Origin of the sequence: Isoptericola sp. NPDC058082 (genome assembly GCF_042885055.1) — a bacterium.
Lineage (GTDB): Bacteria > Actinomycetota > Actinomycetes > Actinomycetales > Cellulomonadaceae > Isoptericola.
On sequence record NZ_JBHVSQ010000004.1, the window covers coordinates 237,420 to 261,364 of the forward strand.

Here is a 23,945-nt window from a genome sequence, read left to right on the forward strand (position 1 = left end):
GGCGGGGATCAGTGCTCCTTGCTGGCGATGGTGCCGGAGGTCGTGCGAGGGGCGGTGCCGGGCAGGTCGAGCGTGGGGAGGTCGATCTCCTGCTCCGCGCGGAAGCCGATGAGCTCGCGAGCAGGGGTGAGGTCGATCGGCACCTCGCGCCCGACGAACCTGCGGGTGCGGGGGACCTGGGGCGCGTACGCGTCGAGCAGGTCCTCCGTCCGGTACGGCGCGAGGGTGCGGTCGGCGGCGAGGAAGAACGCGTGCGCGCCGGTGGTGGCCGCCGTGAGGGACAGCTCGACCGCGCGCGCGGCGTCGTCGGTGGTGAGGTACGACCAGCCCTCGAGCACGCCGGGGCGCGGGTCGTCGGTGAGCTGACGGGCCTGGGCGCGAAGCGCCTCCGCGGAGTTCACGTGCGGGAAGCGCAGCGTGACGACGTCGATGCCCCAGTGCCGCCACGCCATCCGGGCCGTGCTCTCGTCCTGGTGCTTGGACAGCGAGTACCAGTCGGCGATGTCGACGGGCAGGTGGGTGTCGTACGGGACGTACGCCGGCCACACCTCGTGCACGTTCTGCGGCAGCCCGCACGCGTTGATGCTGCCGGCGACGACGGCCCGGGAGATACCGAGCGCCCCCGCCTGGGCGAGCACGTTGAACGTGGAGACCACGTTCGTCGAGTAGACGTCGTACGGCGGGGCGATGTCCCGGTGCGCGAGGGCGGCGAGGTGCACCACCGCGGAGACGCCGTCGAGCGCGTCTGCGACGTCGTCCTGCGAGGTGGTGTCGCCGACCAGGACCCGGTCCGCCTCGAGCGACGGCACGTCGTCGATGGACAGCGCCGTCACCCACGCCCCGGCGGCCCGCAGCCGCCGGGTGACGACGCTGCCGATCCGCCCCGACGCACCGGTGACGAGGATCTTCGTGCCTTCGACCGTGCTCATCCCTTGATCCCTCCAGCCGTGCCGACCCCGCGCAGGAACTGCTTCTGGAAGATCACGAACAGCACGACGGGGATGATGATCGTGAGGAAGACGGCCGCCATCTGCACCGACAGGGGCGCAGTCCCGGCGGCCAGCTTCGGCAGCATCACCGACACCGGCTGCAGGTCGGGGTTGGACAGCACCAGCATCGGCCAGAGGAACTCCTTCCACGCGCCGACGACGGACAGCAGCGCGACCACGCCGATGATCGGCCGCGACAGCGGCAGGATGACCATGGACAGGATCCGCAGCGGTCCGGCGCCGTCGATCTTGGCGGCCTCGAGGTACTCCCGGGGGATCGAGTCGAAGAACCGCTTGAGCACGATGACGTTGAAGGCGCTCGCGGCGGACGGCAGCCACACGGCCCAGAACGTGTCCTGGAGCCGGATGTGCAGCAGCGGCATGTCGAGCACGGTGAGGTACAGCGGCACGAGCGAGATGACGCCGGGCAGGAACAGCGTGGCCAGGATGGCGCCGGTGAGCCACGGGCCCCACTTCGGTCGCAGCACGCTGAGCAGGAACGCGGCCGCGACGCTGACGACCAGGGTCGCGACGGTCGAGCCCACCGCGAGCATCACGGTGTTGCCGAGGGACTGCCCGATCTGGGCGCCCTTCCAGGCGAGGGCGAGGTTGCCCCACTCGTTCGGCGTGAACCAGATCCCCATCGGGTCGGACACGATCGCCTGGCTGCTGGAGACGGACGCCTTGGCGGACCACAGGAGGGGGCCGAGGCAGGCGACGATCAGGCCGACCAGCAGCACGCCCTGGATGAGCGTGAGCCAGAACCGGACGCTGCGGCGCTTGCGGTCGCCGGCAGAGATGAGGCCGCGGGTCTTGGGCTCCTCCGGGGCCCGCCGTCGGCGGCGGGATGCCCGAGGCGGCGGCGCGGCCGCGGGATCGGGGGCGGGCACGGTGGTCGTGGCCCGCGAGGCGTCGACGACGCTCATGACTGGCTCCACCTCTTGGTCGCGTAGTAGTAGACGACGGAGAGCAGGCCGAGGAAGGCGGCCAGGAGCACGCTCAGGGCCGTCGCGGCGCCGAAGTCCCCGTTGACGAAGGCGTAGTTGTAGATCTTCAGCAGGATGGTCTGGGTGGCGTTGTTGGGTCCCCCGCCGGTGAACAGGAACGGCTCCGTGAAGATCTGGAAGGTGCCGATGAGCTGCAGCAGGAGCATCACGAGGATGACGCCGCGCAGCTGGGGGATCGTGATGTGCCAGACGCGGCGCCAGATACCGGCACCGTCGATCTCGGCGGCCTCGTACAGCTCGGTCTGCACGGTGGCCAGCGCGGCGATGTAGATGATCGCCGTCGAGCCGGCGCCCGCCCAGGTGGCGTAGAGGACGATCGACGGCATGGCCATCGCCTCGGAGTTCAGCCAGGGGTACGGGCCCAGTCCGATCCACCCGAGCATGGTGTTGAACATGCCGGCGGACGACGGGTCGAAGAAGAACTTCCACAGCAGGATCGCGGCCACGGGCGGCACGATGGCGGGCAGATATGCCAGCGCGTTGTACAGGCCGTCGTGCTTGCGCAGCTCGTTGATCATCACGGCGAGAAAGATCGGGATCGGGAAGCCGATCACCATCGCGAGCAGCGCGAAGTAGGCCGTGTTGAGCGCGGCCTGCGCCAACCCGGGGTCGGACAGCACGTACTCGAAGTTGCTGAGCCCCACCCACTGGGCGGGGGCGATGAGGTTGGTCTTCTGCAGGCTCAGCACCAGGCCCTGGATGACCGGGCCCCAGCTGAAGTACGCGAAGACGAGGACGACAGGGATCGCGAACAGCACGGCGTGCAGACCGCCGGCCCGGTACCAGCGGGTGATGCCGGGGCGCGGTCGCACGCGCGGCACGGCGGCCGGCGCCGCAAGGGTCTTGGACAAGGCGATGCCTCCCTTCGGGGGACCGGCCGGGCGCGTCGCGCGCCCGGCCGGTCGACGTTCGGCTAGCGCGCGGCCTGCGCGATGATGCCGTCGACGGTCTTGTTCGCCTCGTCGACGGTGGAGCCGATGTCGGCGTTCTTGTCGGTGAGCACCTTCTGCACGACCGGGTCGAGCGCGGCGTACGTCTGCTGGGTGCCCGTCGGCGGCTCGGGGACGAGCTGGAGCCCGGAGTCGGTGTAGCCCGAGAAGTTCTCCAGCGGCACGTTGATGTAGGGCTCGATCCAGCCGAGATACCGGTCGTAGACCTCCTGGGAGACGGGCGGCAGCCCGGGCAGGCCGACGGGCTTGTCCTCGCCGGCGTTGGTCTTGGCCTCGTCGACGGCGACGTCCTCGTCGTAGTACTTGTCGAACTCGTAGTACTTGACCCACTTGGCGGCGGCGAGCAGCTCGTTCGGGGTGGCCTTGGCGTTGAACAGCTTGAGGGAGCCGCCGGTGAGCGTGCCGTGGTCGCCGCCGGTCTGCGGCAGCGCCGTGATGCCGAAGGCCTCGGGGTCGAAGCCGTACGTCTTCACGACCGTGTCGTACGCGTCCGGCGCCTGGAGCACCATGCCGATCTTCCCGGCCGCGAACGCCTGGCGGACAGACTCCTGGTCGTAGAGGAACTCCTTGCCCATCGAGTCGTCCTCCCAGCGCATGTCGTGCAGCACCTGGAGCGAGTCGGCGGTGGCGTCGCCCATGGTGGCCTTCGTGCCGCCGGCGTCCTGGACCTCGCCGCCCTTGCTGTAGGTCATCGTGGTGAGCATCCAGCCGCCGGTGTTGTTGGTCGTCATCTGCGCGTAGCCGGCGACCCCGGGCACCTTCTCGGCGATGGTCTTGGCGTACTCGCGCACCTCGTCCCAGTCGGCCGGCGGCTTGTCGGGGTCGAGGCCCGCCTGCTCGAAGACGTCGCGGTTGTAGGCCAGGCCCACGGAGAACAGGCCGGTGGGGATCGTGTAGATGTGCCCCTCGTCGTCCTTGACCTTGTCGAGCGCGAGCGGGTTCAGGTCGTCGACCATGTCGAGCTCTTCGAGGTACGGAGTCATGTCGGGCAGCTGCCCGTTCGCGATCAGCTCGTGGCTGTAGGTGAGCGAGACACCCATCACGGTGGGCAGCGTGCCACCCGCGAGCTTGGCCTGGAACGTCTGCGCGTCCCACACCTCCGTGGTGGGCTCGATGGTGATGTTCGGGTTCTCCGACTCGAACTCGTCGATCCGCTTCTGGAAGGCGGCCTGCTCCTCGGGCTTGTCCGCCGTGGGCTGGTCCCCCACGGAGATGGTCACGTCGGCCTCGGGGTCGAGCGCGGCGTCCTGGCCACCGGCGGTTCCGCCGCCGTTGGAGCACGCCGTCAGCGCGACGAGGGCTCCGGTCGTTCCGACTGCGACGGCGAGCCGCAGCGACAGTTTCCTCATTGAAACTCCTCGGGTCGGGGCTCGGGTGGTGGGACCGAGCCTGCGGTCGAGACATTAAAACCATGAGTGTTAATTAGTCAAGACCCCTGTTCACCTGGGCGATCACGTGCCTACCATCGCCGCCATGACCAACAGCACCGGCGCACCGCTGCGCCTCGCCATCGTCGGCTGCGGCGTCATCGGCCGCCTGCACGCGGAGGTCGCGGCCGCGAGCCCCGACCTCGCCGTCGTCGCCCTCGTCGACCCGCGCACCGACCGTGCGGCGGTCGTGTCCGAGCAGCTCGTGACCGCGGGCCGGCCCGCGCCCGAGGTGTACGCCGCCCTCGGGGAAGCCCTCGCCGTAGGCGGCATCGACGTCGTGAGCGTCTGCACGCCCAGCGGCGAGCACGCGGACCTCGCGGTCCAGGCCCTGGAGGCCGGGACGCACGTGGTCGTCGAGAAGCCGCTCGACGTCGCGATCGAGCCCGCGCGCCGGTTGCGGGACGCCGCGGCGGCGCGCCCGGACCAGGTCGTCGCCGTCATCTCCCAGCACCGGCACGACGAGTCGGCGCTCGGCGTCCGCCGCGCGCTCGACGCGGGCCGCCTCGGCCGGGTGACCTCCGCCGTCGCGAACGTCGACTGGTACCGCACGCAGGAGTACTACGACTCCGGAGCGTGGCGCGGCACCTGGGCCCTCGACGGGGGCGGTGCTCTGATGAACCAGGGTGTGCACACCCTCGACCTGCTGCTCTGGTACCTCGGCGAGCCGGTCGAGGTCGTCGCCTACACCGCGCGCCTCGGCCACGAGCGGATCGAGGTGGAGGACGTCGCCGTCGCGATCGTCCGCTTCGCCTCCGGCGCGCTCGCCACCGTGCACGCCACCACCACGGCGTACCCCGACCTCGGGGTGCGGCTGCAGGTCCACGGCACGGACGGGTCGGCGGTCATCGAGGCCGACGAGCTCACGTACTTCCACGCCCGGGACGCGGAGGGCAGCGAGTGGTCGGCGAACCAGGTCGAGGCCGCGTCCGGCGGAGCCCGCGGCGCCCTCGACCCGCAGGAGTCGCACGTCGCGCAGTACGGCAGCTCGCACGGCGCCCAGTGGGCCGACGTCGTCGGTGCCGTCCGCGAGGGCCGATCGCCCTGGGTGACGCTGGACGACGGCCTGCGGGCGCTGGCGACCGTCCGGGCGGTCTATCTGTCCGCGACTCTCGGTGCGCCCGTGCGGGTCGCGGACGTCGTGGAGGGCCGGTACGACGGCGTCAAGACGCGGACCGGCGAGCCCGAGCGCGTGGCCGCGGGGGCCTGAGCGCCGGGGGCCTGAGCACCGCGGTCGGCGTCGTCGCCGCGGGCGGATGTCGAGAACCCGCCCGCGGCTCCGTCCCCGGGGTGCGTGCCGACGGACGGCACGCCACGAGACCGACGGAGACAGGAGAAGGTGGTGCTCTCGCGCACCCTCACCACGGCGTCGTGGCCGGGGACCCGCGTGGTGAACGCCCCCGCGAGCGACGTCGTGCGCAGCCTCCGGGGCTCCGGCGCGGGAGAGATCCTCGTCAACAGCAGCGCGAGCGTCATCAAGCCGCTGCTCGCCGCGGGCCTGGTCGACCGCCTGTACCTGCTGATCGTCCCCGTGGTCGTCGGCGGCGGGCCGCGACTGTTCGACGACGGCTCGCCGGGCTCCACCTGGACGCTGTCCTCGCAGGTCGTGGGCGCGCAGGGGGAGGTTGCCGCGGTCTACGACCGGGTACGGTGACGGCACGACCGGCGCCGCCGGGCGCCGTCCCGGACTCGAAGGAGAGCACCGCCCATGGGCACCACCAGGAAGATCCTCACCGCCGCCGCCGGTCTCGGGCTCGCCGCCGGGCTCGTGGCCTCCGCGTCGTCCGCGGTAGCCGCGGAGCCGGCCGGCGACGTCACCTTCTGGGCGAGCGAGTGGTTCACGGGGGAGTCGGCCACGCTCCCGGTCACGGACGACTGCACCACGCTCCCGTTCGTCGCCCACGCCGAGTACAACGCGGGCTCGGTGGGCATCGACGTCTACGCCACCCCCGACTGCAGCGGGCACGCGCTGCACTTCCCGGCCAACGACATCCACAGCTTCGTGGACTTCGACGGCCTGAGCTTCCGCGCCTCGCGCTGACACCTGACGGACCCGCACGCGACGACGGCCCGCCCGCCACTACGCTGCCCCGGTGCTCGAACCCGCCCCGCTGATCGCCGGACTGCCGTGGACCGGGTGGGCCGTCGTCGTCCTCGTCGCGCTGCTCGTGGGCTTCTCCAAGACGGCGCTGGGCGGGCTGGGGATGATCGCCGCGGCGCTGATGGCGCTCGTCGTCCCGGCCAAGGAGTCGACCGGCGCGGTGCTGCTGCTCCTGATCACGGGCGACCTGGTCGCCATCTGGGCCTACCGCAGGTACGCGGACTTCCGGGTGATCGGGCGCCTGCTCGCACCGGTGCTCGCGGGCGTGGCGCTCGGCGCGGCCTTCCTCACCGTCGTCAGCGACGACGTCATGCGCCGCACGATCGGCGGCATCCTGCTGGCGCTGCTGGTGCTGAACCTCTGGCGCGACAGGCTGCGCGTGGACACGCGCGCCGCGACGCTCGGGTACGGCGGCCTGGCCGGCTTCACGACGATGGTCGCGAACGCCGGCGGTCCGCCGATGAGCCTCTACCTGCTCGCCGCGCGCTACGAGAAGTGGCGGTTCCTCGGCACGACGGCGTGGTTCTTCTTCACGGTGAACGTCATCAAGCTGCCGGTCGCCGTCGGCGTCGGGATCGTCGGCGCCGACACGGTCGGGCTGTGGGCCGTCCTCGCGCCCGTCGTGCTGGTCGGGACCTGGATCGGCCGGCGCGTCATCGGGCACGTGGACCAGCAGCTCTTCGAGCGACTCGTCACCGTGCTCGTGGCGCTCGCGGCCCTCAACCTCCTGCTGCTCTGACGCCGGCGCGTCAGGTCGGGCGCAGGCCCCAGCGTGCGGGCGCCATCGTGTAGATCTGCCGGTACAGCGCGGTGCCGACGAGGACGCCGAGCGCGATGGCGACGATCGACCCCGCGATGGTCGGCAGGTTCGTGGAGCTGACGGCGTCGCCGCTGGCGGTCTGGGTGAGCCCGATCAGCCCGGTCGCGCCCGGCACGAGCAGCCAGAACGCGGGCAGGAAGCACACGACGGCGGGCGGGGCGCCCCGGACGGTCTGCACGAGGTACGCGCACAGCGTCAGCGCCGCGGCGCCGAGGAAGCCGCTGTAGATGCCGCTGGTGACGGTCGCGCCGACGACCTGCCCGCCGTAGGCCACCAGCAGGACGACCGTGAGGAAGAAGAGCGACCGGGGCGGCCCGCAGTGGTACAGGAAGATGCCGAGCGAGAAGAGGAGCACGCCGATCCACGGCTGGAACGCGCCGAGCGTCGTGGGGGAGGAGGCCAGCGCGTCGGCGCTGGGCACGGCGGTGATCGCCAGGGCCGCGAGGATCCCGAACGCGAGGAACAGCAGCTGCGCCATGCCGGACACGAGCCGGCTGGCCCCGGCGACCATGTCGCCGGCGGCGAGCTCCTGCACGCCGGTGGTCAGCGCGGCCCCCGGCAGCAGCGTGACCAGCGGGGGTACCAGCACCTGCAGCGGCTCGCTCACGACGGCGGTGTCCGCGAGCCCGAAGACGAGCAGCGCCAGCACGAACGCGGTGACGACGGGCAGCAGGGTCGCGGCATACGTGCCGGGCCGCACGGTCAGCTTGACGGCGCCCACCAGCACGCCGAGCACGAACGCGTACAGCAGGCTGAGGGGGTTGCCGCCGAGCAGCACGAGCCCGAGGCCCGCCGCCGCCAGCCCGTGGCCGGCCGTGCGCACCCAGACCGGGAACCGCGGGTGCGCGTCCCGGACCTCCCGCAGCCGCTCGACCCCCTCGGACGCGTCGACCCGGCCCGCGACGGCGTCGTCGACGATGGCGTAGACCTGCGCGGCGCGGTCGAAGCGGACCTCGCCGCCGGCCGACTCCGCGACGTCGAACCGCGTCTCCGTGTCGCCGGGCATCCGGATGAGGATCAGCGTCGGGAACACGAACAGCGTGGTCTGCGGCGACCCGAGCGCGACGGCCACCCGCTTGAGCGTGTGCTGGATGTCGGTGGCGGCCGTGCCGACGGTGAGCAGCGCGCCGCCGAGCAGCACCAGGAACTCCTGCAGCCGCTCGGACGCCTCGTCCACCACCGGCTCCGCCTCGAGCGACCGGCGCCGCAGGGAGAACCGGCCCAGGTGCAGGTGCCGGGGCCACCGTCGCGCCGGCGGGGCCGCCCGCGGTGCCTCGTCGCCGCCGTCACCGGTCACCGTGCCTCGCCCTCTCCCGACGGGTGCTGGATCGCGCTCGCCACCCTAGGGCCGGTCCGGGAGGCCGACCACCGCGACGCCCGGCGTCGCGGCGATCAGCGCCCGAGCAGGACGAGGACGGCGTAGGCGACCACGGCCGACGCCGCCGTCAGCAGGGCCAGGGCGGTCCAGCCCACGGCGCGTCGGGCGCGCCCGGGGCGGGGCGCGTGCGCCGTCATCCGGTCCGGTCCTCGAGGAAGTCGAGCGTGGCGTCGAAGGATCGGGCGGCCTGCGGGCGGTCGAAGTGGAACTGGTACTCGTGGGGCAGGTCGTCGCCGTCCCAGAACAGGGTCTCGGTGGGGACGCCGCGCTCCTCGAGCGCCGCCGCCAGCTCGCGGCTCTGGCTCTCGAACGGGTCCGCGTCGCCGACGGTGAGGTACGTCGGCGGGTAGTCCGCCGTGGCCTGCTCGGTCGTGGAGAGCTCGTCGGCGAACGGGGCGTCCGCCCAGTCGCGGTGGCCGGTGTACGCCCAGAGGAACGTCTGCAGGCCCGGGAACCCGGTCGCGGCCAGGGTGTCCAGGTCGTACGCGCCGCAGTACAGGACGACGGCGCGCAGGCGGTCCGCCGGGACGCCCGGCGTGAGGCCGAGATCGTCCGCGAGCCGCGGGTTCGTCTGGACGGCGGCGAGCTGGCTCGCGATCTGCGCCCCGGCGGAGTCGCCGCCCAGGACGATGCGCGCGGGGTCGCCGCCGAGCTCCGCGATCCGCTCCTGGACGACGGCGAGCGCGGCGTTGCCCTGCCGCACCGGCACGGGGTACCGGGCCTCGGGGGCCAGGGTGTAGTCCAGGCTGACGACCGTGTAGCCGCGGCTCGCGAGCAGGAAGGAGAAGTCCTCGACGGTGGCCGGGGAGCCCGAGACGAAGCCGCCGCCGTGCACCCACAGCACCACGGGGTGCGGCCCCTCGGACCGCGGCATGTACACGACGGCGCTCGCGTCGGGGGCGTCCGGGGTCGGGATCGGCACGGTCCGCGGGGCCGCGACCGCCGCCCGCGCGGCCTCGACGTCCGGCGGTGCCGTGACGCCGGGACCGGAGTCGAACAGCGCCCGCAGCATCGCCGCGCCCGGCTGCACGGAGACCTGGTACAAGCCCAGCGCGAGGAGCGCGCCGACCACGACGGCCGTGACCGCGCGTCCCGTGCGGCGCAGCCACGGTCGACCGGCGCGTGCCGGCGGGCCGGGCCCCTCGGCGGCGGGCACGACGTTCAGCGCCGCGTCAGGCGGATGACCGGGAGCTCGCGGTCCGTCCGCTCCCCGTACCGCGCGAACCCGGGCGCGGTGGCGGTGATGGTCCGCCACACCTCGGCCCGCTCGTCGCCGTGCAGCTCGGTGGCGGAGACGGGGATCTTCTCGCCGCCCGTCTCGACGGTCGCGCGGTCGGGCGCGGCGGCCAGGTTCAGGTACCAGGCCGGGTTCTTCGCCGCGCCGGCGGCGGAGGCGACGACGTACCAGGACCCGTCGCCGCCCGGGAACGACGCGACCGGCACCGGCCGCTCCTCGCCGCTCCTGCGGCCGAGCGTGGTCAGCACGATCGTGTCCCCCGCCCCGGTCCGGCCGCTCCTCCGCCGGATCCGGTGCGCCATCCGCCGGTTGATCCACGCGAGGAGCGGGCCGCGCGGCTGCCGCGCCCCGCGCGTGCCCTGGGGGTGCGTGAAGGTCATCGGTTCCTCCATCGTCGTCGACGTCGTCGCTGGCCGGGACGGTCCCGGCCGACTGTACGCCCGGGTGCGGGCTCGGCCCGGCCGGCACGGTGCAGCACCACGAAGGCGCAGGCGGCCGAGAGGACCTCGCCGGTGGGAACGCTCCCACGCCGTCTGCCCAGGAGGGCAACCGAGTCCTCGACAAATGACTACCATCCGGTAGGCAATCGGCTGATCACTATGTACGATCGTACGCATGCCCCGTCCCGACCTCGGCCCCGCCCTCGCCGACCGCCGTGCCCGCGCCGCCGTCGCGGCGCTGTTCCTCACCAACGGGGCGCTGTTCGCCAACCTCATCCCGCGCTACCCGGAGATCAAGGCCGACCTGCAGATCAGCAACGCGACCTACGGCCTCGCCGTCGCCGCGTTCCCCGCGGGCGCCATCGCCGCGGGCCTGGCCGCCGGGCTCCTGGTCCGGCGGTTCGGGTCCGCGCGCGTGGCCGTGGCCGGCACCGTCCTCACGAGCCTGGGGGTGCTCGCGGCCGGCGTCGCGCCCGGCCTCGGGCTGCTCGTCGCGGCCCTCTTCCTCGGCGGCGCGATGGACGCCTGCACCGACGTGGCCCAGAACGCGCACGGCCTGCGGGTGCAGCGCCGGTACGGGCGCTCGATCCTCAACTCGTTCCACGCGGTGTGGTCGATCGGCGCCGTGCTCGGCGGCTCGATGGCCGCCGTGGCGATCGCGCTCGACGTGCCGCGCGGCGTCCACCTGGGGGTGTCGGCCGTCCTGTTCTCCGCCGTCGCGCTCGTCGCGCTGCGGTTCTGCCTGCCCGGGCTCGACGGCGCCGTGCAGGACGGCGACCCCGCACCCGCCGCAGACGCCGGCGCCGCCTCGCGGTCGCGGGGCCGCACGGTGCTGGTGCTCGCGGCCCTGGTGCTGGTCGCGTTCGCGGGCACCCTCGTGGAGGACGCCGGGAACTCCTGGGCCGCCGTGTACCTGTCGGGCAGCCTGGGCGCGGCCGCGGCCGTGGCGGCGACCGGCTACATCGCGCTCACCGGGGCGCAGTTCGTCGGGCGGATGCTCGGCGACCGGTTCGTGGACCGGTTCGGCCAGCGGGCGGTGGCGCGTGCGGGCGGCCTGCTCGTCGCGGTGGGCACCGGCCTCGCGCTGGCGTTCCCGTCGGTCCCGGGGACGATCGCCGGGTTCGCCTGCGCCGGCTTCGGCGTCGCGACGCTCGTGCCCGCCGCGATGCACGAGGCCGACGAGCTGCCGGGCCTGCGGGCCGGCACCGGGCTCACCGTCGTGTCGTGGCTGATGCGCCTCGGGTTCCTGCTCTCGCCCCCGGTCGTCGGGCTGGTCGCCGACGCCACGAGCCTGCGCACCGGTCTCCTGGTGCTGCCGCTCGCCGGCGTGGTCGTCGTGCTCGCCGCGGGAGTCCTCTCCGGTCGTCGCCCGGCCCGGGCCGCGACGGCCGCCCCGCAGCCCGCGGACGCCATCATGGGGTCATGACCGACGGCACCCGACCGCGCCGCTACGACCCCGAGCGCCGCGACCGCATCATCGACGCCTGCCTCGACGTCGTCGCCGCCCACGGCGTCGCGGGCACCTCGCAGCGCCGCGTCGCCGCGGCCGCGGACGTGCCGCTGGGCTCCATGACCTACCACTTCGCCGGGCGGGACGAGCTGCTGCGGGAGGCGTTCGGACGCTTCACCCGTCAGGCGTCCGCGCAGTTCGACCGGCGCATGGCCGAGGCGCCGGACCGTGACGCCGCGCTGCGCGCCGTCGTCCGGCTCATCACGCTCGACGTCTTCGCCACCCAGCGCGACCTCGTGCTGTCCCACGAGCTCTACACGCTCGCCGCGCGCGACCCCGCGTTCCGCGACCTGACGAACGACTGGATGCGCCGCAGCCGCGCGGCCCTCGGCCGGCACTTCGACCCGGCGACCTGCCGCGTGCTCGACGCGTTCGTGGAGGGCATGACCATCCACCGCGCCCTCGACACCGAACCGCCGGACGGGGTGGACGTGCTCGACGCGGTGCGCCGGCTCGCGGGCCCGGGCTCAGGTGCGGAGGCCGGGACCGGTCAGTAGCCGCCCATCTGCGTGACGCCCGCGGTGTACTCCCAGTGCCACGGCTCGTACTTGGAGCCGCCGGGCCGGGCCCAGTCGGGGTTGTCCCAGCCGTAGGCCGGGGCGTTCGCGGCGAGCCAGGCCCACCGGGAACCGGAGTACGTGTCGGGGCAGATGTCGACGGCGAGGCCCCAGCCGTGGTTCGACGTGCCGGGCACGGCCGCGAGGTACCCCTTGGCGGCCTTGGTCGCGACCTGCTGCGCGTAGCTGCGGAAGCCGTCGGTGATGCACATCGACTCGCCCCACGCGGCCTTGTACGCCTCGTTGAGCTCGGCGAGCTTCACGGCCGCGTCCGCGCGGACCTGCGTGCGCCCGTCCCACAGCGTGCACAGCTCGCTCGACGGGATCTGCCCGTTGGACCCGCTCCCGGAGGCGAACCCCTCGCACCCGGGGAGCACCGGCGGCGCGGCCTCGATCTCGCCCCGGTCGAGCGTCTCGACCGACATCTTCGCCTTGTTCGACACCGTGACGGTCGCGCCGCCCGCGGTCTGCTTCACGGCCGAGGCCTGCGCGACCCCCGCCCGGGCGCCGCTGCGCGAGGCACCGCCGGCGCGGTCGTCGACGGCGGCGGCGGCCGCGGCCGTGATCGACTCGAGCGAGCCGGTCGTCGGCTGGTCGTCGGGCTCCGGTGCCGCGGCCTGGGGCGCGATGGCGGTGAGCGTCGTGGTGGTGGCGACGGCGACGGTCAGCCCGACGCCCAGTCCCGCCAGGCGGCCGGGGACGCGCTTGCGTGCCGACTTGCGCACCGGACGGCGCTCGGAGCGGGTCGTCTCGGAGCGGGTCGTCCCGGGGCGGGCGGTCTCGGAGCGGGGCTTCTGGCTGCGGGGCGTCTCGTGCCCGGCGGCCGGGCGGACGGGGTCGAACGCGTGCACGTGCACGACGGCGGGCGCCGCAGGCGCCGGAGCGTGGACGTGCACGGGAGCCGCGGGTGCGGCCGGCGTCGGAGCGTGGACGTGCACGGGAGCCGCGGGTGCGGCCGGCGCCGCGTCGGCCTGGTGGACGGGCCCGTGGACGGGCTCCGGGACGTGCCGCACGGCGGTGGCGGGACGGCTGCGCCCGCCGCGGCCGGGGTCGCGTCGGCTCGGGTAGGTGCGGGTGGGGGCCGGTGCGGGCTGCGTCTGCGTCATCGGGCGGCCAGCGCCGAGGCGTCGGGCAGAGCGGATGCGCCGCGGTGCGCGGTGCTCCTGTGAACGTGCGTTGTCATGCGACCTCTCCTGCTGCCTGAACCACCGGCCCGGAGGAACGTACCGCACCGGCGGGTGGAATGTCACGAAACGATCACGAGGTGGTATGGCGGCGGCGACCCGGGCCGCGGGGACCCGGGTCACCGGAGCGTCACCGGGACGCCAGGAGGTCCCGCATCTGCTGGATCTCGGCCGTCTGGGAGTCGACGACGGACCGCGCCATCTCGACGGCGCCGGCGTGCTCGCCGGCGGACACCTCGGCCTGCGCCATCTCGACCGCGCCCTCGTGGTGCGCGACCATCTGCTCGAGGAACAACCGCTCGGCATCCGTCCCGGTCGCGTCCTCGAGGGCCTGTAGGTCCTCGGCCGACATCATGCCGGCCATGCCGTGATCGCCGTGATCGCCGTGGCCCGCGTCGGCTCCGGCCCCGGCGTCGGCGCCCCAGTCGTCCAGCCAGCCGGTGAGGGTGTCGATCTCGGGCCCCTGGGCGGCCTTGACCTGCTCCGCCAGGTCGACGAGCTCGGGGCTGACGCCGTCCTTGGCGAGCAGGGCGTCCGACATCTCGATCGCCTGCTCGTGGTGGGGGAGCATCATCTGCGCGAACATCACGTCGGCGGCGTTGAACGGGGCGTCGGTCGCGGTGCCCGACGGTGCGTCGGACGACGGCGAGGAGCCGCCCGTGCCGGTCGTGCCGTCCATGTCGTGGCCGGCGTCGTCCGCGGCGCACGCGGCGAGCGCGAGGCCGACGGCGAGGGCGAGCGCGGGCACGCGGGCGCGCGTCAGGAATCGGTGCGTCATGAGGATGGGGCCTTTCTCGAGGTTCTCGGTGGGATCCGCGGCGGGCCGGCGCCCCCGGACGGGGGCGGGCCCGGGCGGTCCTACGTCCGAGAGATCCCGAGGGCGTGCAGGCGGGGACCGGCCGCCGGGCGGGCGGCGACCGGGAGCGGGAGCCACGCCACGACGCGCGGGCCCTCGGCCCGCAGCAGGGCGCGTGCCCCCGGCCCGGCGAGCGAGAGCAGCACCGCGAGGATCATGAGGCACATCGCCGTGACCATTTCGTGGCCGCCGCAGCCGTCGGCGCCACAGCCGGAGGGGGTGCCGGCGTCGTGGACGACCGGGGCGTCGGCGTGCGACGTCGTGCCCGGGTCGCTCTGCGCCTGGGCCACGACGGCGACGGGGGCGTGGTGCTCGGCGTGCCGGGTCGCGGAGCCGCTCATGGCGTGCATGAGGACGACGCCCACGACGACCGCGAGCACGAGCAGCACCCCGGCCAGGCGCCGGCGACGGCCCGTCAGCAGGGGGCGCACGGTGCGGATCATGCGTCCTCCTTCGGGGGTGTTCGCTGCGGGTGCCGGCGGGCGACCCTGGCACTGTAACCACCGCGCGGGCGCGGTGCCCCGTGCGGGACGCCCGGGCCCGGCCTAGCGTCGGGGGATGAGCGAGGACAACGACGTGGACCGGACCGAGAAGTCGGGCGGCAAGGCCGCGAAGATCCTGTACCGGCCGGTGGGGATCGTCAGCTCGATCGTCGGCGGCATCGTGGCGGGGCAGGTCTTCAAGCAGGTCTACAAGCGGGTCGCGCCCGGGCACCCGGACGACGCGCCCACGCCCCTGCAGTCCGAGTACCGGATGCGGGAGATCCTGCTCGCGTCGCTGCTGCAGGGCGCGATCTTCGCCGTCGTGAAGGCGGCCATCGACCGTGGCGGCGCCCGGGCGTTCGAGCGCTGGACGGGGGAGTGGCCGGGCGACTGACCCGATGACCACCGACGGGTCCCGCCCCGCCGACCGGGTGTGGCGGCGGCTGCCCCACGAGGCGAGGCCGCTGCTCGAGACCGGCCTGCCCGGGGCCGACCTGCGCACCCTGCTGCTCGACGTCGCGGCCGCGCGCGCCGCCGCGACGCGGCCCGCCGACGTCCTCGCGCAGTGGCGTCGTGACCGCATGGTGCGGCCGACGGACGTCGACCCGCGGCGCCTCTGGCCGCTGGAGGCGCGCCTGTGGGCGGAGCTGCCGGAAGAGTTCGCCGCCGTCGAGCCCGCGCCCGTCGCGCCGCTCGCCACGGCCGCGGCGCTCGGCGGGGTGAGCCAGCAGCGCGTCGTCACGACGACGCGGCTCACCGAGGTGGTGAGCGACTCCAGCAACGTGCTCGCCGTCGAGGCGGCGGACCGCCGTTCGTCCCGCCCCCGCGACGAGCCCGTGCACGTCGCCGCGGTCCAGCGCCAGCTGCGGGCCCAGGTGTTCGGCCCGGGCGCGGCCGCGCACTTCCGCCTCCTCGTGCTGGTGTCGAGCGCCCGAGCGACCGGCTCCGGGCGGACGGAGGCGGGCCTGCTCGTCACCCACGTGCGCGCGTGGCAGCGTCTGCTGGGCGCCACGGTCCCGCACCGGCGGCCACGGGTCGCGCTGACGGTGTGGGACGACGGCGGGGTGGCCGAGCGCGTCGCGGACACGGTGCTGCCCGCGGTCCGGGACGACGTCGTGCCCGTGGTGGTGGACCAGGCCCGGGAGCGCGGCCGGTCGTACTACGAGGGCGTCGCCCTGCGCCTCACCACCGACGACGCGGCCGAGCTCGGCGACGGCGGCCTCACCACCTGGACCGCGCGGCTGCTCGGCGACCGCAAGGAACGGTGCCTCGTGTCGTGCGTCGCCACGGAACGTCTCCTGGAGCCCGACGGCTGACCTGCGCCCGGCCCGCCTCTCACCAGTCCGCGGGCCGGGAGTCCTTGCCGTCGAGCCACAGCCGGTCGCTGGAGTCGCGGTGCGTGCCGGTCGTGCCGACGTGCTTGGTGCTGATCCGGTCGCCCTTGACGATCACGTGCGCCACCGCCTGGGCGTGCCCGTGGCCGATCCCGTACGTCTCCTTGAGCCACGCGACGACGGGCGTGGTCCTGCTCTCGGGGCCGAAGCCCTGCTCCGCGGCGGCGGCGACGATCTGGCGGGGCGTGAGCCCGGTCTTCGTCTCGACGGTGTCGAGGTAGGCCTGGAACGACATCAGCGGTGCTCCTCGCTCTTGTTCTCCTGGATCATCGTGGCGGAGGCGTGGATGCACATCATGCGCAGCACGCCGGTGCCGGTGTTGGTGAACCCGTGCCAGACGTCGGGCCCGACGACCGCGGTGTCCCCGGCACGGGCGACGACGGTCTCGGCGCCGACGCGGATCGTCGCCTCGCCCTCCAGCACCGACCAGGTCTCCGTGTAGGGGTGACGGTGCAGGTCCGGGCCCTGGCCGGGGTCGTTCGTGACGAGGAAGAACGACACGCCGGAGCCGTGGTGGTGGCCCTCGAAGCGCAGCGTGCGCGAGCCGGGGAGGCGGAGGGTGTCGGCGGGGACGACGGCGGCCATGGTGGCTCCTTCGTGAGGTCGGGGCGTCGTCGGACCCGGTGCCGGCGACGTGTCCCCAGCCTGGGGCGCCGCTTCCGGGTCCACGAGGGTTTCGGTCCTGGTCGAAAGGTGGTCGCGCAGCGCCGACGGCCCGACGAGTTTCGCGTCTTTCGTTGACACGCTGAATGAAAGGGGATCAGAGTGTCGGGGTGCAACGACGCGCAGACGTTCCCCGCCTCGGTTCGCTCGGGCCCTCCGCCCGAGCGGTGGTCCGCACGCTGCTGCTCGCGGGGCCGCTGTCCCGGGCGGAGCTCGCCCGGCGCCTGGAGCGCTCGCCGGCGAGCATCACCAAGACCACCCAGCCCCTGGTCACCTCCGGCCTGATCAGGGAAGATGTGGCCCAGTCGGCCGAGAGCCGGGGTCGTCCCGGCGCCCCGCTCGTGCTGCAGGCGGCCCTGCACCGGTTCATCGGGGTCAAGGTCACCGCCGACGAGGTCTACGCGGTCCGGACGGACGCCGCCGGACAGGTGGAGGCCGCCGGGCACCGGCGCCTGCCCGACGTCGAGGAGTCGACCGTCGTCGCGCAGATCCTTGAACTGGTGAATGAACTACGGGGCGCAGGCGAGATCCAGGCGCTCGGCGTCGGCCTGGCCGGGCGGATGTCCCGCTTCGACGACACCGTGCGCGCCAACCCGTTCCTCGGCTGGGACCAGGTCCCCCTGGCACGGGTGCTGGAGCAGGCGACCGGCATCCCCACCGTCCTCAGCGAGGACGCCCGCGCGCTGACCGCCGGGGTGCAGTGGTCCGGTCCCGGCCGCGGCATGAGCGACCTCGCGGTGCTGACGGTCGGCGTCGGCGTCGGGCTGGGCATCGTCATCGAGGACCGGGTGCTCGCCGGCCCGTCGGGCCGGGTCGGCCGGATCGGGCACATGCGGGTCGCGGACTCCGGCCCGGCGTGCGAGCGCGGGCACCGCGGCTGCGCGTCGGCGTTCCTCACCACGGCGGCCATCACCCAGGGCATCGGGGTGCCGCGCGGGCGGGCCGACCTGGACCTGGACGGCGCCCTCGCGCTGGCGGCCGACGGCGACGCGGTCGCGCTGCGCGTGTTCGCCGACGCCGGCCACGCCCTGGGCGTGCTGATCGCCCAGCTCGCGAACACGCTCGGCCTGCCCGCCGTGATCCTCGCCGGCGACGGCCTCGGCATGCTCGCCCACGGGCGGCCGGCGCTCGACGCCGCGCTCGCCGACCACCTCGACCCCCACGCCACCCGGCCCACCGTGGTGGCGTTCTCCTCCGGTTTCGACGAGTGGGCGCGCGGCGCGGCGGTCGTCGCGTGCCAGTGGATGCTCGTCGACCCGCCGCCGCACCGCACCGACCCGGCCTGACCCGACACACCCGCAGGAGGCACCGTTGTCCGCACTTCCCCTCGACCCGACCGCCCCGCTCGCCGAGGACGCCGGCTCGATCAGCGTCGGCATCGTCGGCGCAGGCCAGTTCTCGCGCAGCTTCGCGACGCTCTGGGACCTGCACCCGAACGTCGACCGGCTCACGATCACCGACCTCGTCCCGGAGCGTGCCAAGGCGCTGGCGGACCGTTACGACCGGGCCACCGTCGTCGACAGCTTCGAGGAGATGCTCGACTCGGACGTCGACGCCGTCGCGATCTTCACCCAGCGGTGGACCCACGCGCCGCTGGTGCTGGCGGCGCTGGAGGCCGGCAAGCACGTGTACTCGGCGGTGCCGATGGCCACCGAGCTCACCGACATCGAGGAGATCATCGCCGCCGTCCGGCGCACCGGGCTCACCTACATGATGGGCGAGACGAGCTACTACAACCCGGCCACCGTCTTCGTCCGCGAGAAGGTCCGTGAGGGCGCGCTCGGCCAGGTCTTCTACGCCGAGGGCGACTACGTGCACGACATGGACCTCGGCTTCTACGCCGCGTACCAGTACAGCGGCGGGGAGAACTGGAAGGCCACGGCGAGCTACCCGCCCATGCTCTACCCGACGCACGCGATCGGGGGCGTGCTCGGCGCGCTGCCGACCCGGGCGGTGAGCGTGAGCTGCCTCGGCGTGGAGGACCGGCGCGGCGACGGCGTCTTCGACCGGGAGGTCAGCCAGTTCGGGAACAGCTTCTCGAACGCGACGGCGCTGTTCGAGCTGGCCGACGGCGGCGCGATGCGCACCAACGAGATGCGCCGGGTGGGCTACCCCTCGCACATCCGCGAGTCGCGGTTCCGCTTCTTCGGCACCGAGGCCAGCTTCGAGCAGCTCGCCCACCAGAGCGTGTGGAACGACAAGGAGACGTCCACGGACGTCTCCGCCGACTTCGTCCCGGTCCGGGGCGGGGGCGACGACGCCGACCTCGCCGACGTCGACCCGGCGCTGCGCGAGGCGTTCACCTCCGGCTCGGCGCCGGTCCACGACCGGACGCGGCTGCCCGCCACCTACGCCGACGCGCCGAACGGGCACGAGGGCTCCCACCACTTCCTCGCCGACGACTTCGTGCGCGCCGTGGTCACGGGCGAGCACGCGCCCGTGGACGCCTGGCTCTCCGCGAAGTTCACCGCGCCCGGCATCGTGGCGCACGCCTCGGCGCTGGCCGGCGGCGAGCGGCTGCCGATCCCGGACTTCGGGAGCCGGCCCGCGCACGACTGAGCACCACCGCCCGCGCACGCGGCCCGGCGTCGTCCACGACGCCGGGCCGCACCGCGCCGCACTGTCCGAGCACTGCTTGCAACGACGCAAGGAGGAACCTGATGGCTGCACCGACCGCTCCACCCGTACCGACCGTCCGTGGACGACGGTCGGGCCGCCGGGACGACACCCGGCTCGCCCTGCTCTTCATCCTGCCGGCCAGCATCGGGCTGGTCGTCTTCTACTTCTGGCCGCTGGTCCGCGGCATCTGGCTGAGCTTCACGTCCTGGGACCTGCTCAGCCCGGCGCAGTTCGTGGGCCTCGACAACTACCGCGCGATGGTGGCCGACCCGGTGTTCTGGAACGCCGTCCGGGTCACGCTGCTCTACGTCGTGATCAACATCGGCCTGCAGACCGTCGTGGCCCTGGTGATCGCGGTGCTGATGCAGCGGCTCAGCCGGTCGACGCTGCTGCGCTCGCTGGTGCTCGCCCCGTACCTCGTCTCGAACGTGGTCGCGGCCCTGGTGTTCCTGTGGATCCTCGACTTCCAGCTGGGGATCGGGAACCAGGTGCTGGAGTGGGTCGGCCTGGAACGGATCGGGTTCTTCACCTCCGAGGCCTGGGCCATCCCCACCATCGCGATGGTCAACGTCTGGCGGCACATGGGCTACACGGCGCTGCTGATCTTCGCGGGCCTGCAGGCCATCCCGCCCACCACGTACGAGGCGGCGCGGGTCGACGGCGCGTCGGAGGTGCGCACGTTCTTCGGCATCACGCTGCCGCTGCTGCGCCCCATCCTCGGCCTCGTGCTGATCATCTCGGTGATCGGCTCGTTCCAGGTGTTCGACACCGTCGCGGTCACCACGAACGGCGGCCCCGTGGACGCCAGCCGCGTGCTGCAGCTCTACATCTACGACAAGGCGTTCGGGCAGTTCGACTTCGGCTACGCGTCGGCGCTGAGCGTGGCCATGCTGCTGATCCTGGTGGTCGTCACCTTCTTCCAGTACCGCATGACGCGGGCCGGCCAGACGGACCTGAACTAGGAGGAGGCGACCATGATCGAGACCACGACGGCACCTGCCGCACCCACGACCGCCCCCGCCCCTGACGCGCACCGCGCGGCGCCCCCGCGTCGTCGACGACGGGTCACCCCCGGCCGCGTGCTGGCCTGGGCGGTGATGATCCTCGTCCTGCTCGTCACGCTGTTCCCCTTCTACTGGATGCTGCGCACGGCGCTGTCCAGCAACGGGGCCCTCTACGCCAACTCGACGTCCCTGCTGCCGGTCGACTTCAGCTGGGGCGGGTTCGAGCGCGTCTTCGGGCTGCAGTCCACGGAGGAGGCCATCGCCCAGGGCGGCTCCGGGGCCTCCATCGACTTCTGGCTCTACCTGCGCAACTCCGTGGTGGTGGCCACGGTCGTCACGGCGTGCCAGGTGTTCTTCTCCGCGATGGCCGCATACGCGTTCTCGCGGCTGCGCTGGCGGTGGCGCAACGCCGTGTTCGCCGTCTTCCTGCTGTCGCTGATGGTGCCGGTGATCTTCACGCTGCTGCCGAACTTCGTGCTGGTCCGGGAGCTCGGGCTGATCGACACGCTGCTCGGCATCATGCTGCCGGGGCTGTTCATGACACCGTTCGCGATCTTCTTCCTGCGGCAGTTCTTCATGAACGTCTCCACCGAGGTGGAGGAGGCCGCGCTGATCGACGGCGCCAGCAAGGTCCGGGTGTTCTTCTCGATCATCATCCCGATGTCGGTGGGGCCGATCGCGACGATCTCGATCCTCACGTACATCGGGTCGTGGAACGACTACTTCTGGCCGTTGATGGTGTCCTACACCGACGACTCGCGGGTGCTCACCGTGGCGCTGGGGAACTTCAACGCGCAGACGCCGCAGACGGGGCCGGACTGGGCGGGGCTGATGGCCGCGACCCTGGTGGCCGCGCTGCCGATGATCCTGCTCTTCGTCGTCTTCGCGAGGCGGATCGTCAACTCCATCGGCTTCAGCGGGATCAAGTGAGGAGGCGGACCGTGCACCACGCACGTCGTACGACAGCGACCCTCGCCGCGGCCGTGGCCGCCGGCACCCTCGCCCTGGCGGGCTGCGCCGGGCCGGGCACCGCGGCGGCGGACGACTCCGTCGTCCTGGACTACTGGCTCTGGGACGCGAACCAGCTGCCCGCGTACCAGCGCTGCGCGGACGAGTTCGAGCGGCAGAACCCCGACCTGCAGGTGCGCGTCAGCCAGTACGGCTGGAACGACTACTGGCGCAAGCTCACCGCCGGGTTCGTGGCGGGCGCCGGGCCGGACGTGTTCACCGACCACCTCACCCAGTACCCCGGCTTCGCGCAGCGGGGCCTGCTGCTGGACCTGAACGACCTCGAGGCGACGGCCGACGTCGACTACGGCGGGTTCCAGGAGGGCCTGGCGGACCTGTGGGTGGGCCAGGAGGGCGCCCAGTACGGCATGCCCAAGGACTTCGACACCGTCGCGCTGTTCTACGACCAGAACATGGTCGCCGAGGCCGGCCTGACCCCGGACGACCTCGCGGACCTCGACTGGAACCCGGACGACGGCGGCAGCTTCGAGGAGGCGATCGCGCACCTCACCGTGGACGAGAACGGCGTCCGCGGCGACGAGGACGGCTTCGACCCCGAGAACGTGGCCGTCTACGGCCTGGCGTCGAACGGCTCGGGCGGCATGTCCGGCCAGACGACGTGGTCCTGGCTGGCGGGGACGACCGGCTGGACGTTCACCGACAAGGACGTGTGGGGCACGGAGTACCACTTCGACGACCCGCGGGTGCAGGACACCCTGGACTGGCTGTTCGGCCTCGTCGACAAGGGCTACATGGCCCCGTACGAGGAGGTCGGCACCGAGCCGAACCCGCAGCAGGCCCTCGGCTCGGGTCGCGCGGCGCTCTCGGCGAACGGTTCCTGGATGCTCGGCACCTACGCCAACCTGGCGGGTGTGGACCTGGGCATCGCACCCCCGCCCAGCGGGCCCGTCGGGCACCCGGTGTCGATGTACAACGGCCTCGCGGACTCGATCAGCGCGCAGTCCCCGGACCCGGAGGAGGCGGCCCGGTGGGTCGAGTTCCTCGGGTCGGACGACTGCCAGCGCATCGTGGGCGAGGCCGGCGTGGTCTTCCCGGCCCGGCCCGCGGGCACGGAGGCGGCGGTCGAGGCCTTCGGCGACCGCGGCCTGGACGCCTCCGTCTTCACGGACATGGTGGAGAAGAAGCAGACCCTCTTCTTCCCGGTGACCGAGGAGTTCGGCGCGATCGACGCCCTCATGACGCCGATGATGGACGAGATCTACATCGGCGACCGGGACGCGTCCACGCTCACGGAGGTGAACGACCGGATCAACGGCCTGCTGAAGTAAGGGGCGGCGGGGCACGCGGCTACCGTGACGTCGTGCCCCGCCCCCGCCGTGACCGCACCGTGGAGTTCCGCCTCGCCCCCGACGACGTCTCGGCGATCCGGTTCGGCGTCTCGCCGGGCCACGAGCTGGCGCACGCGGTGCGCGTGCTCGCCCAGCCGGCGTACCACCCGCTGCAGTGGGGGTGGCTCCGCGCGGCGCGGGGCCGCGCCCCGGCGCGTCCCCTCGCGCTGCTGACCCTGCTGGTCGGCGCGGACGGGTACCTCCCGGACTTCCTCACCTCCACGCCCGGCTGGGACCTCGGGCCGGACGAGGAGCTCGAGCGCCTGCGGGAGGCGGACCTCGGCCCGCTGCGGGTCGACCTGCTCAAGCGGGTGGACCGCACCGCCGGCGCCGACCGGCGGCTGCTGCAGGCCCTCGCCGACGACCCGGCGCACGCCCGCGACCTCGCCGTCGACGCATGGCGGCAGGTGTGGGACGCGGTGCTCGCGCCGTCGTGGCCGCAGCTCGAGCGGATCCTGCGTGCCGACATCGGGGCCCGCTCCCGCCGCGTCACGACGCACGGCCTGGGCACGATGGTCGAGACCCTGCACGAGGCCGTGGCCTGGGCCCCCGACGCGGTGCACGTGCGACTGCGGCTGCACGGCGAGGTGCTCGACTGCGCGGGCAGCGGCCTGGTGCTGGTGCCGTCCGTGATGGCGCCGCGCTGCTCGGTGGTGACCGAGCCGCCCGCGCAGCCCACGCTCTTCTACCCGGCGCTGGGGATCTCCGAGCGGTGGGCCGACGACGCCCCCGACGCGTCCGGGGCGCTCGCGGACCTGCTCGGGGCGGGACGGGCAGGCGTGCTGCTCGCGCTGCGCGGCCCGCTGTCCACGAGCGAGGTCGCCGCGGCGGGAGGGCTCGCCGTGTCGACGGCGTCGCACCACCTGGCGCTGCTGCGCGCGTCGCGGCTCGTCGACTCGCGCCGCGACGGCCCGCGCGTGCTGCACGAGCGCACGCCGCTGGGCGAGGCGCTGGTCGGGGGCTGACGGCG

General features: G+C 73.5%; 27 protein-coding genes. 14 read left to right on the forward strand and 13 right to left on the reverse strand.

The genetic code is table 11. The features are described from left to right. Positions 1-8: 8 nt before the first annotated feature. From ACFVS0_RS07985 to ACFVS0_RS08000, 4 genes are all read right to left on the reverse strand, one after another. Positions 9-929, reverse strand: coding sequence for an NAD-dependent epimerase/dehydratase family protein (locus ACFVS0_RS07985; protein WP_430587640.1), 921 nt, complete (start codon positions 927-929; stop codon positions 9-11). After that, positions 926-1,915: a carbohydrate ABC transporter permease gene (locus tag ACFVS0_RS07990; RefSeq protein WP_430549374.1), complete on the reverse strand. Its 990-nt coding sequence runs from the start codon at positions 1,913-1,915 to the stop codon at positions 926-928. The genes ACFVS0_RS07985 and ACFVS0_RS07990 overlap by 4 nt, the downstream gene beginning before the upstream one ends. Continuing rightward, positions 1,912-2,847: a carbohydrate ABC transporter permease gene (locus ACFVS0_RS07995; protein WP_430587641.1), complete on the reverse strand. Its 936-nt coding sequence runs from the start codon at positions 2,845-2,847 to the stop codon at positions 1,912-1,914. Before ACFVS0_RS07995 ends, ACFVS0_RS07990 begins: the two co-directional genes overlap by 4 nt. A 62-nt stretch (positions 2,848-2,909) precedes the next feature. After that, the gene (locus tag ACFVS0_RS08000) at positions 2,910-4,295 is read right to left on the reverse strand and encodes an extracellular solute-binding protein (protein ID WP_430587642.1); all 1,386 of its coding nucleotides are present in this window, start codon (positions 4,293-4,295) and stop codon (positions 2,910-2,912) included. 124 nt (positions 4,296-4,419) lie between these two features. On the opposite strand from ACFVS0_RS08000, the gene ACFVS0_RS08005 reads away from it, so the two are divergent. From ACFVS0_RS08005 to ACFVS0_RS08020, 4 genes are all read left to right on the forward strand, one after another. Beyond that, a complete protein-coding gene (locus ACFVS0_RS08005) occupies positions 4,420-5,583 on the forward strand; it encodes a Gfo/Idh/MocA family protein (protein ID WP_430587643.1) in 1,164 nt (387 codons plus the stop codon). A gap of 132 nt (positions 5,584-5,715) precedes the next feature. After that, on the forward strand, positions 5,716-6,027 hold the full coding sequence (locus ACFVS0_RS08010) for a dihydrofolate reductase family protein (protein WP_430587644.1): 312 nt from the start codon (positions 5,716-5,718) through the stop codon (positions 6,025-6,027). Between the two features lie 54 nt (positions 6,028-6,081). After that, the gene (locus tag ACFVS0_RS08015) at positions 6,082-6,414 is read left to right on the forward strand and encodes a hypothetical protein (protein WP_430549369.1); all 333 of its coding nucleotides are present in this window, start codon (positions 6,082-6,084) and stop codon (positions 6,412-6,414) included. Between the two features lie 52 nt (positions 6,415-6,466). Then, positions 6,467-7,213, forward strand: coding sequence for a sulfite exporter TauE/SafE family protein (locus ACFVS0_RS08020; protein WP_430549368.1), 747 nt, complete (start codon positions 6,467-6,469; stop codon positions 7,211-7,213). 10 nt (positions 7,214-7,223) lie between these two features. Here ACFVS0_RS08020 and ACFVS0_RS08025 read toward each other — a convergent pair whose 3' ends face one another. The 4 genes from ACFVS0_RS08025 to ACFVS0_RS08040 all read right to left on the reverse strand — a co-directional run bounded on the left by ACFVS0_RS08025 (position 7,224) and on the right by ACFVS0_RS08040 (position 10,289). Continuing rightward, on the reverse strand, positions 7,224-8,591 hold the full coding sequence (locus tag ACFVS0_RS08025) for a threonine/serine exporter ThrE family protein (RefSeq protein ID WP_430562123.1): 1,368 nt from the start codon (positions 8,589-8,591) through the stop codon (positions 7,224-7,226). A 95-nt stretch (positions 8,592-8,686) separates the two neighbouring features. Next, positions 8,687-8,809 carry a hypothetical protein gene (locus tag ACFVS0_RS08030; RefSeq protein ID WP_430549366.1) on the reverse strand — a complete coding sequence of 41 codons (123 nt, stop codon included), beginning with the start codon at positions 8,807-8,809 and terminating at the stop codon, positions 8,687-8,689. Beyond that, positions 8,806-9,828: an alpha/beta hydrolase gene (locus tag ACFVS0_RS08035; RefSeq protein ID WP_430587645.1), complete on the reverse strand. Its 1,023-nt coding sequence runs from the start codon at positions 9,826-9,828 to the stop codon at positions 8,806-8,808. Before ACFVS0_RS08035 ends, ACFVS0_RS08030 begins: the two co-directional genes overlap by 4 nt. A 5-nt stretch (positions 9,829-9,833) precedes the next feature. Then, complete coding sequence (locus tag ACFVS0_RS08040; RefSeq protein WP_430549364.1) at positions 9,834-10,289, reverse strand: nitroreductase/quinone reductase family protein; 456 nt, start codon at positions 10,287-10,289, stop codon at positions 9,834-9,836. Positions 10,290-10,524: 235 nt separating this feature from the next. Between ACFVS0_RS08040 and ACFVS0_RS08045 the strand changes: the two genes are divergently transcribed. Together ACFVS0_RS08045 and ACFVS0_RS08050 are read left to right on the forward strand one after the other, a co-directional pair. Then, entirely contained in the window at positions 10,525-11,775 is a 1,251-nt protein-coding gene (locus ACFVS0_RS08045) for an MFS transporter (protein ID WP_430587646.1), read from the forward strand. Next, positions 11,772-12,356: a TetR/AcrR family transcriptional regulator gene (locus tag ACFVS0_RS08050; protein ID WP_430549360.1), complete on the forward strand. Its 585-nt coding sequence runs from the start codon at positions 11,772-11,774 to the stop codon at positions 12,354-12,356. The genes ACFVS0_RS08045 and ACFVS0_RS08050 overlap by 4 nt, the downstream gene beginning before the upstream one ends. Here ACFVS0_RS08050 and ACFVS0_RS08055 read toward each other — a convergent pair. The 3 genes from ACFVS0_RS08055 to ACFVS0_RS08065 all read right to left on the reverse strand — a co-directional run bounded on the left by ACFVS0_RS08055 (position 12,350) and on the right by ACFVS0_RS08065 (position 14,899). Next, the gene (locus ACFVS0_RS08055) at positions 12,350-13,522 is read right to left on the reverse strand and encodes a D-alanyl-D-alanine carboxypeptidase family protein (RefSeq protein WP_430587647.1); all 1,173 of its coding nucleotides are present in this window, start codon (positions 13,520-13,522) and stop codon (positions 12,350-12,352) included. The genes ACFVS0_RS08050 and ACFVS0_RS08055 overlap by 7 nt on opposite strands. A 208-nt stretch (positions 13,523-13,730) precedes the next feature. Next, a complete protein-coding gene (locus tag ACFVS0_RS08060; protein WP_430587648.1) occupies positions 13,731-14,378 on the reverse strand; it encodes a DUF305 domain-containing protein in 648 nt (215 codons plus the stop codon). A gap of 80 nt (positions 14,379-14,458) precedes the next feature. After that, positions 14,459-14,899 carry a hypothetical protein gene (locus tag ACFVS0_RS08065; protein WP_430587649.1) on the reverse strand — a complete coding sequence of 147 codons (441 nt, stop codon included), beginning with the start codon at positions 14,897-14,899 and terminating at the stop codon, positions 14,459-14,461. A gap of 115 nt (positions 14,900-15,014) precedes the next feature. On the opposite strand from ACFVS0_RS08065, the gene ACFVS0_RS08070 reads away from it, so the two are divergent. Both ACFVS0_RS08070 and ACFVS0_RS08075 read left to right on the forward strand, forming a co-directional pair. Continuing rightward, positions 15,015-15,332 carry a DUF4235 domain-containing protein gene (locus ACFVS0_RS08070; protein WP_430549356.1) on the forward strand — a complete coding sequence of 106 codons (318 nt, stop codon included), beginning with the start codon at positions 15,015-15,017 and terminating at the stop codon, positions 15,330-15,332. 4 nt (positions 15,333-15,336) lie between these two features. Then, positions 15,337-16,254, forward strand: coding sequence for a hypothetical protein (locus ACFVS0_RS08075; protein WP_430587650.1), 918 nt, complete (start codon positions 15,337-15,339; stop codon positions 16,252-16,254). Positions 16,255-16,273: 19 nt separating this feature from the next. Here ACFVS0_RS08075 and ACFVS0_RS08080 read toward each other — a convergent pair whose 3' ends face one another. Next, positions 16,274-16,567, reverse strand: coding sequence for a DUF4287 domain-containing protein (locus tag ACFVS0_RS08080; RefSeq protein WP_430549354.1), 294 nt, complete (start codon positions 16,565-16,567; stop codon positions 16,274-16,276). Continuing rightward, positions 16,567-16,917, reverse strand: coding sequence for a cupin domain-containing protein (locus tag ACFVS0_RS08085; protein ID WP_430562134.1), 351 nt, complete (start codon positions 16,915-16,917; stop codon positions 16,567-16,569). The genes ACFVS0_RS08080 and ACFVS0_RS08085 overlap by 1 nt, the downstream gene beginning before the upstream one ends. Before the next feature lie 188 nt (positions 16,918-17,105). On the opposite strand from ACFVS0_RS08085, the gene ACFVS0_RS08090 reads away from it, so the two are divergent. The 6 genes from ACFVS0_RS08090 to ACFVS0_RS08115 all read left to right on the forward strand — a co-directional run bounded on the left by ACFVS0_RS08090 (position 17,106) and on the right by ACFVS0_RS08115 (position 23,940). Then, positions 17,106-18,281 (forward strand): ROK family protein, encoded by a 1,176-nt coding sequence (locus tag ACFVS0_RS08090; RefSeq protein ID WP_430587651.1) that lies wholly within the window; start codon positions 17,106-17,108, stop codon positions 18,279-18,281. Positions 18,282-18,306: 25 nt separating this feature from the next. Continuing rightward, positions 18,307-19,554: a Gfo/Idh/MocA family protein gene (locus ACFVS0_RS08095; RefSeq protein ID WP_430584427.1), complete on the forward strand. Its 1,248-nt coding sequence runs from the start codon at positions 18,307-18,309 to the stop codon at positions 19,552-19,554. A 101-nt stretch (positions 19,555-19,655) separates the two neighbouring features. After that, positions 19,656-20,576: a carbohydrate ABC transporter permease gene (locus ACFVS0_RS08100; protein WP_430549350.1), complete on the forward strand. Its 921-nt coding sequence runs from the start codon at positions 19,656-19,658 to the stop codon at positions 20,574-20,576. Positions 20,577-20,588: 12 nt separating this feature from the next. Beyond that, a complete protein-coding gene (locus ACFVS0_RS08105; protein WP_430549349.1) occupies positions 20,589-21,548 on the forward strand; it encodes a carbohydrate ABC transporter permease in 960 nt (319 codons plus the stop codon). An 11-nt stretch (positions 21,549-21,559) separates the two neighbouring features. Further along, the gene (locus ACFVS0_RS08110; RefSeq protein WP_430587652.1) at positions 21,560-22,915 is read left to right on the forward strand and encodes an ABC transporter substrate-binding protein; all 1,356 of its coding nucleotides are present in this window, start codon (positions 21,560-21,562) and stop codon (positions 22,913-22,915) included. A gap of 32 nt (positions 22,916-22,947) precedes the next feature. Continuing rightward, entirely contained in the window at positions 22,948-23,940 is a 993-nt protein-coding gene (locus ACFVS0_RS08115; protein WP_430587653.1) for an ArsR/SmtB family transcription factor, read from the forward strand. The last annotated feature ends 5 nt before the right edge of the window (positions 23,941-23,945 follow it).